Here is a 15,025-nt window from a genome sequence, read left to right on the forward strand (position 1 = left end):
CCCTCAGCAGGCCTCCAGTCCTTCCCTATACGCCAAGCTGAATGAGGGGTCTTCGGGCGGGCAGGGGACGGAGAGCGCCGGGCACGGTCGAGGTTCCCTGTCTTGTTGAACCTCATACCGGGCGCGTGACTCGCGTGCGGACTGGAGGACTGAAGCGGATGCCTACCCACCCCCTCGGCACGCGGGAACAAGCGTCGACCCCCGAATCCACCCGGCGGGCCTGGGCCCGCTACGTCTCCACGGGCCTCATCTCCGACTCGCTGCTTCGCGAGCCCGTGCTCCGGGCCTGGGAGCGGGCGCATGACCTGGGGGTGAACCCCAAGGCCGCGAAGGCGGAGCGGCTCTCGGTGCTGGACACCGAGCGGCTCGTCGAGCAGCAGCAGGCGTTCATCACCGCTGCCCGGCCCTACATGGAGGTCCTCTCCTGGGCCGCGGGGCTCGAGCGCCATGCCATCCAGCTCAGCGACGCCGACGCGGCCGTGCTCTCCGTCCTGGGGGATGAGGGGAGCTTGCACGGACCCGAGCGGGTGCCAGGTCTAGGGTCTCTTTTGTCGGAGGAGGTGTGTGGCCCCACGGGCCTGGGGAGCCCGCTGGCGACGGGGGGCTACTTCGAGGTGATGGGGCCCGAGCACTTCATCAGTGGCTTCCATATCTACACCTGTCAGGGCATCCCCATCCGGGACGCGGAGGGCAAGGTGGCCGGGGCCCTCTGCTCCTCGGTCCGGCGGCCGGCGGCCTCGCGCCGGCTGCGCGACATGCTGATCTGCGCGGCCCATGGCATCGAGGCGGAGTTGCTGCTGCGCCAGCTCGAGCGCGACATCCGCGAGGTGATGGCAGCTCCCGGGGACGAGCAGGCGTTGCGAGTGTTGCGCGAGGAGGTGGACCGGTGGAGGGAGTCCTCGCGCGAGGGGCTTCGGATTGGAGCCCGTCAGGCCGGGATGAGCCGTTTCGAGTATGCCCTCCGCCTGCTGAGGCTCGCCGAGGAGACCGCCCAGCACATCCGTCACCGGGCGCTCGTCTGGCGTTCCCTGGCCTCGTTGGAGGAGGGGCAGCGCCGCCCGGTCGCGCTCACCGAGCTGGTGCGGGAACTGAGCGGGTTGCTCCGGGAAGAGGCGCTCCGCCAGCGGGTCGGGCTGGTGCTGGGCGAGCAGGAGCCCGTGCACGTCGAAGCCGACGTCCATGTGCTCTCGCGCCAGTTGCTTCATGCAGCCCTGCAGTCCCTGGCGCTGGCGGGTCCTGGCGGCGCGGTCCGGATTGACGTGCGCTTGGAGCGCCAGCAGCAGGCAGGGAAGGCCACCTTCCTCCCCCTCCCGGCCCCCGAGCAGGCCCAGGTGGCCCCGCTCCCGCGGAGTGTGATGAGCCCGGCCCTCGGGCCCGGGGAGGAGTTGGAGCCACTCCTCTGGCACCTGCCCGCTCTGGAGACGGCCCCTGGCGAGGGGCGTCCGGCATCAGGCCCCGTGTGAGCGCGTCCCGAGGGAGCAACGCTGGATGAGGGGCCTTCGGGCGGGCAGGGCGCGGAGGGGACGGGGCACGAGTGGGTCACCCTGTCTTGTTGAGCCCATGCCCGGCGCGTGATTCGCGCGCGAACTGGAGGTCTGAAGCGGATGCCTACCCACCCCTTCGGCACGCGAGAACAAGCCTCGTCTCCTGAATCTGCCCGGCAGGCCTGGGCCCGCTACGTCTCCACGGGACTCATCGACGGCTCACTGCTTCGCGAGCCCATGCTCCGAGCCTGGGAGCGGGCGCATGAGCTGGGGGCGAACCCCAAGGCAGCGAAGGCGGAGCGGCTCTCGGAGCGGGACTTCGAGCGGCTCGTCGAGCAGCAGCAGGCGCTCATCACCGCTGCCCGGCCCTACATGGAAGTCCTCTCCGGGGCCGCGGGGACCGAGCGTCATGCCGTCTATCTCGGAGACCCCAATGCGGTCGCGCTCTCCCTCCTGGGGGACGAGGAGAGCTTGCACGGACCCGAGCGGGTGCCAGGTCTGGGGTCTCTTTTGTCGGAGGAGGTGTGTGGCTCCACTGGCCTGGGGACCCCGCTGGTGACGGGGGGCTTCTTCGAGGTGGTGGGGCCAGAGCACTTCATCAGTGGCTTCCATATCTACACCGGCCAGGGCATCCCCATCCGGGACGCGGAGGGCAAGGTGGCCGGGGTCCTCACCACCGCGGTCTGGCGGCCGGAGGTCTCGCGCCGGCTTCGCGACATGCTGATGTGCGCGGCCCATGGCATCGAAGCGGAGCTGCTCTTGCGCCAGCTCGAGCGCGACATCCGCAAGGTGATGGCAGCTCCCGGGGACGAGCAGGCGTTGCGGGTGTTGCGCGAGGATGTGGAGCGGTTGAGGGAGTCCTCGCTCGAGGGGTTTCGGATGGCCGCCCGTCAAGCCACGGTGAGCCGTTTCGAGTATGCCCTCCGCCTGCTGAGGCTCGCCGAGGAGACTGTCCAGGACATCCGCCACCGGGCGCTCGTCTGGCGTTCCCTGGCCTCGTTGGAGGAGGGGCAGCGCCGCCCGCTCGCGCTCACCGGGTTGGTGCGGGAACTGAGCGGGTTGCTCCGGGAAGAGGCGCTCCGCCAGCGGGTCGAGCTGGTGCTGGGCGAGCAGGAGCCGGTGCGCGTCGAAGCCGACGTCCACGTGCTCTCGCGCCAGTTGCTCCATGCGGCCCTGCAGGCCCTGGCGCTGGCGGGTCCTGGAGGCGCGGTCCGGATTGACGTGCGCTTGGAGCGCCACCTGGCGGTGGGGAAGGCCACCTTCCTCCCTCTTCCAGCCCCCGAGCAGGCCCAGGTGGCCCCGCTCCCGCGGAGTGTGACGAGCCCGGCCCTCAGGCCCGGGGAGGAGCGGGAGCCACTCCTCTGGCACCTGCCCACTCTGGAGACGGCTCCTGGCGAGGGGCGTGCGGCATCTGGTTCCGTGTGAGCGTGGAAGGGCCGGCTCATCCGGTGCGCGGCAACTCCACCGTGAAAGTGGAGCCCTCGCCGGGGTGGCTCTCCACGCGGATGCGGCCGCCGTGCTCGTCGATGATCTGCCGGGTGACATAGAGCCCGAGCCCGAGCCCGGCGAACTGGCGTCCGGAGACGGCCCGCTCGAAGCGGCCGAAGATGTGCTCGATCTTGTCGGGCGGGATGCCAATCCCGTGGTCGCGCACGCTCAGCATCACCGACCGTTCGTGCTCCCACACCCGCACCTCGATGGGCTTGCCCACTCCGTACTTCAGCGCATTGGAGAGGAGGTTCGTCACCACCTGCTCGAGCCTCATCCGGTCCCATTGGCCGGGAGCCGTTTCCGTGAGCTCCACGTGGAGCTCGCAGCCGGCGGCGCCGAGCGACTCCCTCATGCGCTCCACGACATCCTTCACCAGGGAGGCGAGGTTCAACTCCTCGGGCTCGAGCTGGAGCTGACCGACCCGGATGCGGGAGATGTCCAGCAGGTTGCCGATCATCCGGGAGAGCCGATCGGCCTGTTGGGCGATGACCTGGATGCCCTCCCCGAACCGGTTGTCCTGCTCGAGGGCGGGCTGCTTGTGCAGCGAGCGTTGGAGAACCTGGGCCTTGAGGTGCAGGGCGTTGAGCGGTGTCCTCAGCTCGTGGGCCGCGATGGAGAAGAGCTCGTCCCGGGCGCGGATGGCGTCCTGGGCCTGCTGGTAGAGCCGGGCATTGTCGATGGCCAGCGCCGCGCGGCGGGCCAGCTCCTCCACGGTTGCCAGCTCCTGCTGGCCGAAGGGGCTCTCCGGGCGGGTGGAAACGTAGCCGATGACCCCGATGATCCGGCCCCGGGCCACCAGGGGGACGACCACATAGGAGACGAGCGGTGCCTCACGGAACTGGCGCAGGTGCTCCTCGTCCGGCGCGAGGGCCCGGAGGTGCTGCTCCCCCACCTCGGGTACCAGCAACGGCCTGCCTGTCTCGAGCACCTCGCCCACCGTGTGCCGAAGGACTGCGTGGAGCAACGTGGCCCGGGCAGGGGGCACGTCCGCCGAGAGCCGCTCGGGGCTCCCATCCTCCTCCAGGAGCAGGAACCCGCACCCGTTGGTGCTCTGGTGGAAGTCCAGATGCTCCAGCCGCGTCAGCGTCTCCTCGAGCTCCAGCGACTCGCCGAGGATGCGGCTGGCCTCCGCCAGGAAGCGCTGGGCCTCTTCGGCCTTCTTGCGCTCGGTGACGTCGATGACGGTGAGCACGGCCCAGATCGGCTGTCCCTCCGCATCCCGCACGGGCGCGGCGCTCACGAGCACGACGCCTCGGGTCCCATCCCCCCGCTCGATGATCATCTCCTCGTCCTTCACCACCTCGCCCGTCAGGATCGTCCGCGCCAGGGGCAGCTCGTGCGGCTGGTAGGCCCGGCCGTCCGGGTGAAAACGAAGGATCCGGCGGTGGTGTTGGTACTCCTCGAGCGAGGCGAAGGGCTGGAAGGGCAGGCGCGTGATCTCCTCCATCTGCCGGTTCCAGAGCACGGTCCGCCCGCTGGGGATCTCCGCGATCAGCACGCCAGCGGGGAGCTGTGTCAGGACGGCGGCCAGGCGCTCCTCCTCCGCGAGCTGCTCCACCAGCCGTCCCCGCTCTTCTTCCGCCTGCCGGAGCGAGGTGCGGTCCTTCATCACCAGGGAGAAGCCCCGGAGGGCCCCCCCAGGGGCGTGCAACGCGGTGAGCACCATGTCCGCCCAGAAGCGCGAGCCGTCCTTGCGGACACGGTAGCCCGTCTCCTCGAAGCGCCCCTCGGCCTCCGCCATCCCCAGTGCGCGGCCGGTCTTCCCCCGGGCCACGAGCTCGGCGGGGTAGAAGCGGGAAAGCTCCTGGCCGAGAATCTCCTCGGCCTTCCAGCCAGTGAGCCGCTCGGCTCCGGCATTCCAGTCCGTCACGTGCCCGGTGGGACTCAGCAGGCAGAGCACGTAGTCCCGGAGCTCTTCGGCGAGCAGTTGGAGCCACTCCTCGAGCCGCCGCTGCGCCTCGAACTGCTGCTGGAGCCGGATGGCGCGCGTGAGCACCCCGGCCGCGCTCCGGACGAATTGGAGCTCCGCCTGGGTGAAACTCCGCCGCGTCCGGGTGTACGCCCCGAGCACGCCGAAGGAGGAGTCCACTCCCTCGATGAGGACACACAGCCCACTGACGGCCCCGTGGTCGCGGAGCCGTGGAGGCACCTGGAAGCGCTCCTCCTCCTGGAGAGCCTCGATGAGGACTGGCTCGCGCGTGAGCAGGGCAAAACCCGCGGGCGAGCGCTTCCCCATCTCCTGGCTCAATTGGCGCGCCCCCTCCTCCTTCCAGCCTGCCCCCGCCCGGAGGTGGAGGGCCTGGCGATCGCTGCTGAGTTCCAGGAGCTCGACGAACTCTACCTCGAGGGTATTGGCCAGCAGGAAGACCGCCTCGTGGAGGAACGAGGGCAGATCCGGGCGGGAGACCAGACGCTGGCCGAACTGCTCGATGGCGGAGTGGAAGAGAGCCTGGTCCCGTTGCTCCTTGCTCGAGGCCCGCCGGAGGGACTCTCCCTCCGCGTCCAGCCGCGAGGCGAGAGGTTTCCTCGAGGTGCTTCGCGCGTGCGCGTTGAAGAGCGAGACCCCGATGGCCAGGGGGACGAAGATCCCCATCTGTGTCACGTTGGGGACGAAGGCGAACATCAGGCACTCGAGCGCGAGGGTCAGAAGCGCCGGGACGAGCCCTCCATACGAGGCACTGGCTGCCACCATCGCGAGTGCCACCAGGAGGAAGGCTGGCTCGCGCGGCTTGAACAACATCCCGATTCCGAGTGCCGGTCCGGAGGCCAGAACGGCGGCGGCCCATCGCGCGATGGGGAGCTTCAGTATTCGGAGCCAGAACATGTCCTGTTAACCCGATGCCAGGCGCATGATTTGCGTGTGGGCTGGATCCAATGCCTGCCCACACCCTTTGCGAGCGAGGATGAGCGTTGACCCCTGAATCTGCCCGGCAGGCCTGGGCTCGCTACGTCTGCCCTGTGCTGGGCCTCCACAACCGAGGAAGCGGAGGCGTCCATCCGGCGCAGCAGCCTGAGAGGGCGGGCCGCCGACACCTCGGGAGAGTCCCAGTTACGTGAAACTCCTCATTTACGAAAAGCGACAGGCGTTTCACATTGGCGCGGCTGTTCCCCACCCAAAAGGAGCAACCATGCGCACGATGCTGAAGTCCCTGCTGGCCGCCACCGCCCTGCTTTTCCTCGCGCCGCTATCTGCTTCCGCCCTTCCGGAGCAGTGCTCCGAAATCTGTGAGGCCGGGGCGTCGTGCTGCGGTGACCCTTGCGCCATCGGAGGCACGCTCACCACCTGCGGGCGGTACATCCCCTCCTCCTGTGATGCCACCTGCGTCGCGCCCGCCCCGATGGAGGACCTGGTGATGCAGGGGGAGTCCCGCCAGGACGATGCGTCCTCGCTCGTCTGCAGCGCGGAGAACCAGGCCGCGGAGCAGTCCGCCGCCGAGGGCTGAGCTTCCGCTCCGCCCACGAGGCCTGGGACTTTCACTCCCGGGCCTCCCGGTCCGGCATCCCAGGACACGCCGCCACCGAGGGGAACCTGCTTGCCCTCGGCGACGGTCTTCAGCTGGGCGAGCCCCTTCTCGATGTCGGCGCCGAGCATGTTGTCCATGTCCATGAACATGCCGACGGCTTTGCCTATGAAATTGTGGTTCCCATCCATCGACCACGTCACGAGCGAGCCGGTCGGCGTACCCGCAAGGGTGTCCCTCCGAGAGGCACAACCTACTGCGCCAGCTCACGCAAGAACGACGCGGCCACCTCGCCCAGGCGCTTGGGTTGTTCGAACGGAAGGCCGTGGCCCGCGTCCTGTACCTGTGCGATTCGCACGCGTGGGTTGAGTCTCCGCAGCTCCGTTGCCATCTCGAGCGTGACGACAGGGCTGCTGTCTCCGATGACGAGCAGGCTCGGGACGTCAATCGCGCTCATCACGGCGCGATAGTCGGGCATGGGGGGCGTGAGAACGTCGAAGGCGCCCAGAGGGGTCTTCAGTCTCGCCTCGGCAAGAAGCTCGACGAGCTCGGGTGAGCGGCGCGGGTGCCGGGCTCGGAGCTGCGCGACGAGCTCTGACTTCCGCATGCCGAGGGTTCGGCGGTGTTGCTCGGCGACATCGCTGTCGCGCACCTCGCGCTGGCGCTCGGGGCTCAAGAACGTCGGATCGACCAGGATGAGGCCGCGGAGGCCTCCCGCCCATCGGCTCGCCACCACCGCGGCGGTCATGCCGCCCATCGAGTGGCCAAGCAGAACTGGACGAGGGAGCTCCAAGCCGCGGATGAGGCCCTCGACGTCGCTCGCGAGATCGTCGTACCGGTAGCCGTGGAGCGGCGCGCTCGAACCGCCGTGCCCTCTGGCGTCGGGCATGACGACGTCGAACTCACCCTCGAGCGCGCGAGCCAGGGGCGTCCAGCAGGCACCATTCCCGGTCAATCCGTGGAGCAAGACGACGGGAGGCCTGGCGCCTCCGGTTCGGAGGTAGTGGACGTTGATGCCGTTCGTTTCGCAGGTTCCACTGCGCCAGGTCGTCATGGTGTCCTTGCCGGCAAGGGCAGGGGGTGAGCGGAGGGCGGCCCCGAGGACCGCCTCCCGCTGGACATCCATCAGCCCGCGATGTCCGCCGCGACCTTCAGCGAGACGATCTTGTCCGGGTCCCGCACCGGCTCGCCGCGCTTGATCTTGTCCACGTTCTCCATGCCCTCGATGACCATGCCCCAGAGCGTGTACTGCTTGTCCAGGAAGGTGGCGTTGTCGAAGACGATGAAGAACTGCGAGTTGGCGGAGTGGGGATCCTGCGCCCGCGCCATCGAGCACGCCCCGCGGGTGTGCTTGGCGTTGTTGAACTCGGACTTCAGGTCCGGCTTGCTGGAGCCGCCCATGCCGGCGCGGTTCGGGTTGAAGTCGGGGCCGGAGGTCTTGCCGAACTTGACGTCACCGGTCTGGGCCATGAAGCCCTCGATCACGCGGTGGAAGACGACGCCGTCATAGGCGCCCTCCCGCGCCAGCTCCTTGATGCGGGCGCAGTGGTTGGGCGCGAGGTCGGGGCGCAGCTCGATGACGACCTTGCCCTTGGTCGTCTCCATCACGAGGGTGTTCTCGGGGTCCTTGATGTTCGCCATGTTCTTTCCTTCCTTTTATGGAACGGGTGGGGAAGCGAATGTACGCGCGGAGCATGTAGTCCAGGTCTGCGACTGTTCCAGTTTGTAGACCACCGCGCGCTCGTTACCCAGCGCCATCGCGCGCCGGGCCGGCCAGGGAGAACGGACGTCCGGTCGTTGACACCGCCCCGGGGAGGCCCGAGAAGATGGCGCCATGAGCCTCGCGAAGAAGTTGAACATCAAGGAAGGCATGAAGATCCGTGTCCTCGGCAAGCCCAGGGACGTGGACCTCGACGACGTCACGACCACGGCCTCGGCCAAGGAAGGCGTCCTCGTCTTCGTCAAGACGCTCGCCGAGGTGGACAGCAAGTGCGCGCCCCTTGTCGAGGCCGCGAAGCAGGACCGCATCGCGTGGGTGGCCTACCCCAAGGCGGGACAGCTGGACACGGACCTCAACCGGGACATTCTGTGGAAGCACCTGAAGCACCAGGGCATCGAGGGCGTGCGCCAGGTCGCGCTCGACTCCGTGTGGAGTGTCATGCGCTTCCGGCCGGGCAGTGGCGAGACGCCCCGCGCGAAGGCCGTCCCGAAGTCCCCACCGGCCAAGAAGGGCGCCAACAAGCCCTCCAGCATCGACGCGTACATCGCCGCGGCTCCCGAGGACGTCCAGGCCATCCTCGGGAAGGTGCGCAAGACGATCCGCAAGGTGCTCCCCAAGGCCCACGAGAAGATCAGTTATGGGATGCCCGCGCTCATGCTCGACGAGCGGAACGCGGTGTACTTCGCGGCCTGGAAACACCACATCGGGCTCTACCCGGTCTACCGCTCGGACGATCCCATCGAGAAGGAGCTCGCGCCGTACCGCGACGCGAAGGACACGCTCAAGTTCCCCCTGAACGCGCCCATTCCGTACGCGCTCATCGAGCGGGTGGTCGCCTTCCTCCAGAAGCGGCGCGCCCAAGCAGCGAAGTGACCGGGGAGCATGGACGTCCCCGCCGCTGATGCCTGCTCCGCGGAAGGCGAGCGGAGGTGTCAGCTCCGCTCCAGGCCCGGCGTCCTCTGACGACCATGGTCATGCGCTTCCGTCCATACGCCAAGATGCCAGCCTCGGGTGAGCCCAGGGCGCAGCCCGCACCCGGAGGGTCCTGGGTGGCCCTGGAGAAGCTCCATGGTGCCCAGCTCGTGGTGGCGGTGGGAGCGGGGCAGGTCCACTTCGGCAAGCGCAAGGCCTGGCTGACCGAGGAGGAGCCCTTCTTCGGGTGGCAACTGCTGCGCGTGCAGCTTGGCGCCGCGGCTCGGACCATCGCCCGCTCGGTGGGGGCTGAAGGGGACGCCGTGTACATCTACGGCGAGCTCTTCGGCGGCCACTACCCGCATCCGGACGTGCCCGCGGTGCCGGGGATGTCTCCGGTGCAGACGGGCATCTGGTATGCGCCGGACTTGCGGTGGTCCCCGTTCGACATCCTGGTGGCGCGCTCGGAGGAGGACGAGGGCGTGCTGCTGGCCCACCACGAAGTGGAGGCGGCGGCCCGCGAGGCGGGTTTGCTGACGCCGCCCGTGGTGCGGCGGGGGACCCGCTCCGAGATGGGGGCGGTGCCCACGCGTGCGCCGGCCCGTATCCCCGCGCTGCTGGGACTTCCGCTCATCGAGAACAACGTGGCCGAGGGCCTCGTCATCAAGGTCGATCAACGCGCGGCCCCAGGCCAGCGAGTCTCCTTCAAGCGGAAGATCGACGAGTTCAACGAGGGCCGCTTCGACGAGAGCGAGGCCTGGAATCCCCACCAGCCGCTGTCTCTCGACGAGCTGGTGGGGTGGGCCGAACGCCTGGTCAATCCGGCGCGTCTCGCCAGCGCGGTGTCGAAGGTGGGACGGAGTGACGCGGGCCAGGTGCTCGACGAGCTGGTGCTGGATGTGCGCGTCGACCTGGAGCTGGCCTTCCCGCTGGCGTGCCGCTCGCTCGACACCACCGCGGACGAGGAGCTGTCCACCCGTATCCGCGGGCTTGCCATGCCGCTCGTCCTGACGGCGCTCGGCCTGTCCACTTCGAGCCCGTCCCGCTGACCGATAAGCTGAGCGGAATGTTGACCACCGAGGACTGGCTGGCGCGTGCGCGCGAGGGCAAGGACGTGGCGTCGTGCCTCGCACAGGGGGAGCGCGCGGCGCGGTGGCCCGACGACTGGCTGGGGCTCGCGGCCGCGTGGCTCGATTCCGGGGACGTGGCGGCGGCGCGGCGGTGCGTCGGGACGGCGCTCGAACGCGCCCAGGGCGAGCACTGGCCATGCCGCCGGGCCGCCGAATTCCTGCTGACGCGGCTGGGCGATCGAGCGGCGGCGGGTGCGGCGCTGGGCTGGATCGAAGCGCGCCTCTTGTCGCCGCCGTCGTACATGCCCACGCAGACCTACCAATGGGTGCTGCTCGCCCGCGCCTACCAGGAGGTTCTCGGCGACACGGAATCCGTCCACCGGTGTCTCGCGAGCGCGGCCACGGGTGCCTCCCAGCCGAAGGATCTCGAGGCTCTCGCGGAGGGCTACGTCGAGTTCCGCGGTGACCTGGAAGAGGCTCGTGGCCTGTTGGAGCGCGCGGAACGGCTGTCTCTCGAGCGCGGCGATTATCGGGAGTTGTGGTCGATCGCCTTGAAATGGAGCGAGTCCCTTCACGACAAGGAGCGCGCGCGGTCGCTCCTGGAGCTCGCGACTACTGGGACCTCCGACATCCAAACGCTCACCGCCCTGACGATCGCCTGGCGCTCGATGTTCCAGGACGAGGATGCGCTGCGTGGCGCGCTGGTCCGAGGGGAGACGCTCGCGAGGACGCTCGAGGATTGGCTCGTGCTGGCCGAGGGCTACCGCGACGGCGGTGACAGCTCACGCGAGGGCACGTGGGATCCGGTGGGGGTCCAGCGCTGTCTCGAGGCGGCGCTGGCGGCTGAGCCCGCGCCGTCGGACCCACAGCGCGAGCAGCTCGCGGTGGCGTTCCGGCGCTGGTTGGGGGATGAGGCGCGGGCGGCACAGCTCGCCCCCACGATGCGCTCGCTGGAGAGCGAGGCGGTGCCCTGGCGCCACTTCGAGGGGTGGGAAGCCCGCGACCCGCGCGCACTTCTGCATCGCCTGCGCACCCGACTCCGTCCCGAGGATCTCACGGCGATGGCCAACGCCGACTACGGCAGCGGCGCGGGCAAACACCACCAGGCGCTCCTCGAGATCCAGGCCACGGGCACCTTCCCGCTGCCGCTCCCGTGGGAACCACGCGAGGTGCTCGAGCTCACACGATGGACCCGGGGAGCGGACACACCCCACGTCCGGCGCGCGTTCGCGTGCACCGTGCTCGCGCTCGACGTGGTGCTGCCCATCAGTCAGCAGATGGGTGAGCTCGAAGACTCGCTGGCGCCCCTGCTCGAGAGCGCGTGGGCGCTCGGGCTCGATGCCGAGCTGGAGCAGCTCCTGGTGTGGCTGGCGGACGTCATGGAGCCGGCGGCGGGATATGCGTGGCCGCTGTTCGCGCTCGTGCTGACGCTCGCGCGCCGCGCGCCCGGGGATCCGCGGCTCGGTCCGCTCGTCGCGGCTTTCGAGGCGGTGGAGCCCGAGGCCTCGGACCCTCACCCGGATTTCGGAGCACTCTTGTGCGCGACCGGGAATGAGCGTTACCGGGACCTGTGGCACGAGCTCGCCACCGAGGTGCTCGACCCCGCGCGGGGGCTGCCGCCGCACCTCGAACAGCTCGCCCGCCGCATCCGCTGAGGGCCCGTACAGCCGCTCAGGCCTCCACCGGCGGAGGCACGCGGCGCGCGGTGAGAGTCAGAGCGGCGGGCAATCTCTATTGGAGTCGGCGGGAATCGAACCCGCGCCGGGCGGTGCGAAACTCCCAGCAGAATCGCGCCCTTACCTCGCAACCGCCCGGAATGCTTGGGAGTCGGTATCCCGCCGCGTCCCCTCCTGTCCCACCTTGTTCCGGCCCATTCCGCACGCTCCTGCCACATACGTGCAACATGGCGGGGGCTGCCCACCTCCCGTCGCTAGACATCCTGGGCTGTGTGGCTCGCCGCTTCCGTGGCAAGCGGTCCAGCGGTCCCTGTCCTGGCACTGTCCGCGAGCGCGCGCCCCCTGGCACGGCTAGCGCCTTGGGAGCCATCCATAGGACCGAGCTGCGGCTGCTGCACCCTCTTCCCCCTGCCGCTCCCCTTGCGAGCGGTCGTGACTGTAGGGGCACGCCGCCATACTCCGAACCGCCCCGCCAGGACCATTCAGGTCTTGAATCGGGTGGAGGGTCCGGCCATGCGTCTCCGAGCGTGCATCGCACTTCTGCTCTTTCTCTCAGCCTGTACGACGACACCGCCCAGCCCAACACAGCCAGCGGCCCGGGACCCGAGGCTCGCCAACCTCCAGCGAGCGGCGACGCTGCCCTGGACGGACGGGGGCCGGTGCGCCGTCCAGGAGGCTTCCGAGCCCTGGCCCGTGCTGGCGGAGAGGTGCTACCACGCTCTGGACCATGAAAGGGTTCGGTTTCGGGACATCACGGGCAGATGCGCCGTCGCCTCCGCAGGTGTGGCAGTGGGCGTCGGACTCTGTGTCCTGGCGGCGCCGGAGATCATCGTGGGAGCGGTGATCGTCGCGGGCGTGGTGGTGGTGGGATTCGCCCTCCAAGAGGCGCTGGATGCGTATGAGCTGTTAGGAGACGAACCCGAGGTCGTAATCCCCGCGCCTGAAACGCGGCCCGTGCCTGAAACGAAGCCCGCTCCGCAGGAACCCTTGCCGGAAAAAAGGCCCAAGCCGGAGCCAAAAGGGCCGGACTTCCCTCCCGTGGGGCCAACCGAAGTCTCGGAGCGGGAGCGCCGTCCGGAGTGCAAGCCTCGACGGGTGCCGCCCAAGGGCGGGAACAAGCTGCACAACAAGTGCGCTGACGGGATCAAGTTCAACGCCTACCGTGGGGCTAACGCGCTGGTCAACGGCAAGGCTTTCGACGCATTGCAGGTTGTCGCGGGCGTGCTTTGGGAGGTGAAAACTGACAACTACGACTCGTACCCGCTCGAACTTCAAGACATTGTAGTAGGAAAGCACGTGCGTGATTTTCTGATCGAGCGTGAGCTTGCGAGGGCGTGCGGATTTGATTTTCGGGTCGGCGTTCGAAGTGCCGCACACAAAAAGGCGCTGGAGTACGCCGAACCGGCGCTCGAAAACCTGATCGTCGTCATGGATTGGTGCTGAAATGCCAGCTACACGAGAGAATCAGATCGGCATGATCGTCTACGCGCCTGCGCTTGCGGGGGATGATGGCCGAACTTTGGCTGTTGTTCATGCGATGGAGCGCGCACACCCCGGCTTGCGCATTGGGTTGATGATTTCTGACGAGGGGAAGCTTATTCCGTTGCCGGATCGCGACGCATTCGTCGCCCGCGAGTCTAGTCGTGGGGAAATGCCACCGCTGCGCAGCACTGATGACAACTTCCGGGTCAGCGTGACGGGATGGGGAAAGCCGGCGGGGATTTCTCCTGGCGGTCGGGCTCAATTCGAATTCCATGTAGCGCTACCTCTGTCCGCTGCCGGCAGCGCGGCTGCGGCAGCCTTACTGGAGGCCGTGGCGGAGGACGCACGCGCGTTCTGGGGTCACGCGACGCCGTTCAGCGCGGGGGTGGACATTGCACGTCAGACGAAGAATCGGCCAGACGGCCTGGAGCCGCCTCCTCGCGGCCTGCCGGTGATCAAGTCCCCTGTTGCCATGCGCTCGCCTGAGATTCCGCATCGCCTCGGATGGCTGAACTACTGGTCGGATGCTGCCGCACGGGCCATCGGCTTTCCGGACCCCGCCCGCGATGCGGAGCTGGTCTCGCGCTCACGGCGTACCGCGACAGGCGGGTGGGTTGTCATGCTCACGGATGCGCCGCTCGACCTGGACAACCCCGCCCACCTGGACGCGCTCAAACGGGCTTACGAGCGCTTCCCGGAGATTGGCGGGCGCTCCACCCCTTGAGGCTCGGCACGGCTCGCAGTGGCCGGGCTCAGGGCCTCGCCTGCTGGCTCACCGGGAACGTGACGCTCCCACGGGTGACGGTGCGCGGCCCCTGCGCTTCCCACAGCTTGAGGGTACAGGGCCGGGCCTTCGTCGCGGCCTTCCGAGAGGCGGCGGCACGGTGGAGGCGAGGGGATTTCTCGGCACGCTTTCCGCTCTTCTCTTTTCCGCCGCGTGTCGTGCCGGGTTGCGTCACTCAGAGGGGATTCCTGGCCCTGAAGAGGTGACGGTGACGCGGGTGACAGATTGGGAGGAGAGGGCCTGGCTCACGGAGAGCGCGAGCTGGGCAGAGCCTGTGGCCTCGTCCTGGCAGCCCGCGGCTGCGAGTGCGAGTGCGAGGCACATGAGAGCAAGGCGTTGCGTTGAGTGCATGGTGCCCTTGTCAGAGGGTGAGGGGTACACACGCACGCTCGCTCGAAAACCGCTCAGCACCTAAAACATGGCGGGGGCGGCGCCGGGCGCGCAGGAAGGCCCATGCTGGGGTGCTCCACAAACGTATCCGTCCGGCCAATGACGTGCTGCGGAGCTTGGCCGGGCTGAGGGAGCCGACGGACCCTGCTGGGCATGTCGAAGCAGAGTGAGAAACCGGAGTGGGTCCGCGTCGCCGAGGAGTACGAGGCGAGCGGACTGACGCAGAGGGAGTTCGCGGAGCGTCGGAGCATGACGCTGAGCACATTGTTGGCCACCCCGCCGGTGGACATGCGCAATTCCATAGACGGGCTCATGGCCCTGGTGCGCACCGCCTGGGGCGAGGACGTGTACTCGGGGCACCTCTTCGTCTTCGTCAGCCGCAAGGGCGACAGGGTGAAAATTCTCACCTTCAGCCGCGGCGGCTTCGTCCTCTACTACAAGCGCTTGGAGTCGGGCCGCTTCCGCCTGCCGCGAGTGGACGCTGAAGCGCAGGCGGTGCAGCTGGACGCCACGCAGCTGACCATGCTGCTGGACGGCATTGATGTGGCACGAGTG

General features: G+C 68.7%; 11 protein-coding genes and 1 pseudogene. 9 read left to right on the forward strand and 3 right to left on the reverse strand.

Annotated elements, in window-relative coordinates:
* Nucleotides 1–158 precede the first annotated feature (158 nt).
* Nucleotides 159–1,463 (forward strand): hypothetical protein, encoded by a 1,305-nt coding sequence (locus BO221_RS50075; protein ID WP_073568055.1) that lies wholly within the window; start codon nucleotides 159–161, stop codon nucleotides 1,461–1,463.
* Between the two features lie 141 nt (nucleotides 1,464–1,604).
* Nucleotides 1,605–2,909: a hypothetical protein gene (locus BO221_RS50080; protein WP_073568056.1), complete on the forward strand. Its 1,305-nt coding sequence runs from the start codon at nucleotides 1,605–1,607 to the stop codon at nucleotides 2,907–2,909.
* Between the two features lie 16 nt (nucleotides 2,910–2,925).
* Here the strand turns inward: BO221_RS50080 and BO221_RS50085 are convergent, their stop codons facing one another.
* Nucleotides 2,926–5,715 carry an ATP-binding protein gene (locus BO221_RS50085; RefSeq protein ID WP_073568057.1) on the reverse strand — a complete coding sequence of 930 codons (2,790 nt, stop codon included), beginning with the start codon at nucleotides 5,713–5,715 and terminating at the stop codon, nucleotides 2,926–2,928.
* A 388-nt stretch (nucleotides 5,716–6,103) separates the two neighbouring features.
* On the opposite strand from BO221_RS50085, the gene BO221_RS54590 reads away from it, so the two are divergent.
* The gene (locus BO221_RS54590; protein ID WP_143196159.1) at nucleotides 6,104–6,418 is read left to right on the forward strand and encodes a hypothetical protein; all 315 of its coding nucleotides are present in this window, start codon (nucleotides 6,104–6,106) and stop codon (nucleotides 6,416–6,418) included.
* Nucleotides 6,419–6,689: 271 nt separating this feature from the next.
* Here BO221_RS54590 and BO221_RS50095 read toward each other — a convergent pair whose 3' ends face one another.
* Nucleotides 6,690–7,490 carry an alpha/beta fold hydrolase gene (locus BO221_RS50095; RefSeq protein ID WP_073568085.1) on the reverse strand — a complete coding sequence of 267 codons (801 nt, stop codon included), beginning with the start codon at nucleotides 7,488–7,490 and terminating at the stop codon, nucleotides 6,690–6,692.
* Nucleotides 7,491–7,561: 71 nt separating this feature from the next.
* Nucleotides 7,562–8,077, reverse strand: coding sequence for a peptidylprolyl isomerase (locus BO221_RS50100; RefSeq protein ID WP_073568059.1), 516 nt, complete (start codon nucleotides 8,075–8,077; stop codon nucleotides 7,562–7,564).
* 193 nt (nucleotides 8,078–8,270) lie between these two features.
* Here BO221_RS50100 and BO221_RS56915 point away from each other — a divergent pair, with 193 nt between their 5' ends.
* The 6 genes and pseudogenes from BO221_RS56915 to tnpB all read left to right on the forward strand — a co-directional run.
* Nucleotides 8,271–9,029, forward strand: a complete 759-nt coding sequence (locus tag BO221_RS56915; protein WP_233166628.1) for an iron chaperone — start codon at nucleotides 8,271–8,273, stop codon at nucleotides 9,027–9,029.
* 101 nt (nucleotides 9,030–9,130) lie between these two features.
* Complete coding sequence (locus BO221_RS50115) at nucleotides 9,131–10,117, forward strand: RNA ligase family protein (RefSeq protein ID WP_073568087.1); 987 nt, start codon at nucleotides 9,131–9,133, stop codon at nucleotides 10,115–10,117.
* A 17-nt stretch (nucleotides 10,118–10,134) separates the two neighbouring features.
* A complete protein-coding gene (locus BO221_RS50120; protein WP_073568060.1) occupies nucleotides 10,135–11,793 on the forward strand; it encodes a hypothetical protein in 1,659 nt (552 codons plus the stop codon).
* Nucleotides 11,794–12,603: 810 nt separating this feature from the next.
* Nucleotides 12,604–13,257, forward strand: a complete 654-nt coding sequence (locus BO221_RS50125) for a DUF6310 domain-containing protein (RefSeq protein WP_369866297.1) — start codon at nucleotides 12,604–12,606, stop codon at nucleotides 13,255–13,257.
* A gap of 31 nt (nucleotides 13,258–13,288) precedes the next feature.
* Nucleotides 13,289–14,020: a DUF5953 family protein gene (locus BO221_RS50130; protein WP_233166629.1), complete on the forward strand. Its 732-nt coding sequence runs from the start codon at nucleotides 13,289–13,291 to the stop codon at nucleotides 14,018–14,020.
* 699 nt (nucleotides 14,021–14,719) lie between these two features.
* Nucleotides 14,720–15,016: pseudogene (gene tnpB, locus BO221_RS57775) on the forward strand (IS66 family insertion sequence element accessory protein TnpB); the annotation flags it as partial.
* Nucleotides 15,017–15,025 lie beyond the last annotated feature (9 nt).

It is taken from the genome of Archangium sp. Cb G35, from assembly GCF_001896145.1.
Classification (GTDB): domain Bacteria; phylum Myxococcota; class Myxococcia; order Myxococcales; family Myxococcaceae; genus Archangium; species Archangium violaceum.

What these genes read in the sequence shown, in the direction of transcription:
- BO221_RS50075 (WP_073568055.1), top strand. Translation starts at nt 159, where the DNA reads ATGCCTACCCACCCCCTCGGCACGCGGGAACAAGCGTCGACCCCCGAA.
- BO221_RS50080 (WP_073568056.1), top strand. Translation starts at nt 1,605, where the DNA reads ATGCCTACCCACCCCTTCGGCACGCGAGAACAAGCCTCGTCTCCTGAA.
- BO221_RS50085 (WP_073568057.1), bottom strand. Translation starts at nt 5,715, where the DNA reads ATGTTGTTCAAGCCGCGCGAGCCAGCCTTCCTCCTGGTGGCACTCGCG.
- BO221_RS54590 (WP_143196159.1), top strand. Translation starts at nt 6,104, where the DNA reads ATGCGCACGATGCTGAAGTCCCTGCTGGCCGCCACCGCCCTGCTTTTC.
- BO221_RS50095 (WP_073568085.1), bottom strand. Translation starts at nt 7,490, where the DNA reads ATGACGACCTGGCGCAGTGGAACCTGCGAAACGAACGGCATCAACGTC.
- BO221_RS50100 (WP_073568059.1), bottom strand. Translation starts at nt 8,077, where the DNA reads ATGGCGAACATCAAGGACCCCGAGAACACCCTCGTGATGGAGACGACC.
- BO221_RS56915 (WP_233166628.1), top strand. Translation starts at nt 8,271, where the DNA reads ATGAGCCTCGCGAAGAAGTTGAACATCAAGGAAGGCATGAAGATCCGT.
- BO221_RS50115 (WP_073568087.1), top strand. Translation starts at nt 9,131, where the DNA reads ATGCGCTTCCGTCCATACGCCAAGATGCCAGCCTCGGGTGAGCCCAGG.
- BO221_RS50120 (WP_073568060.1), top strand. Translation starts at nt 10,135, where the DNA reads ATGTTGACCACCGAGGACTGGCTGGCGCGTGCGCGCGAGGGCAAGGAC.
- BO221_RS50130 (WP_233166629.1), top strand. Translation starts at nt 13,289, where the DNA reads ATGATCGTCTACGCGCCTGCGCTTGCGGGGGATGATGGCCGAACTTTG.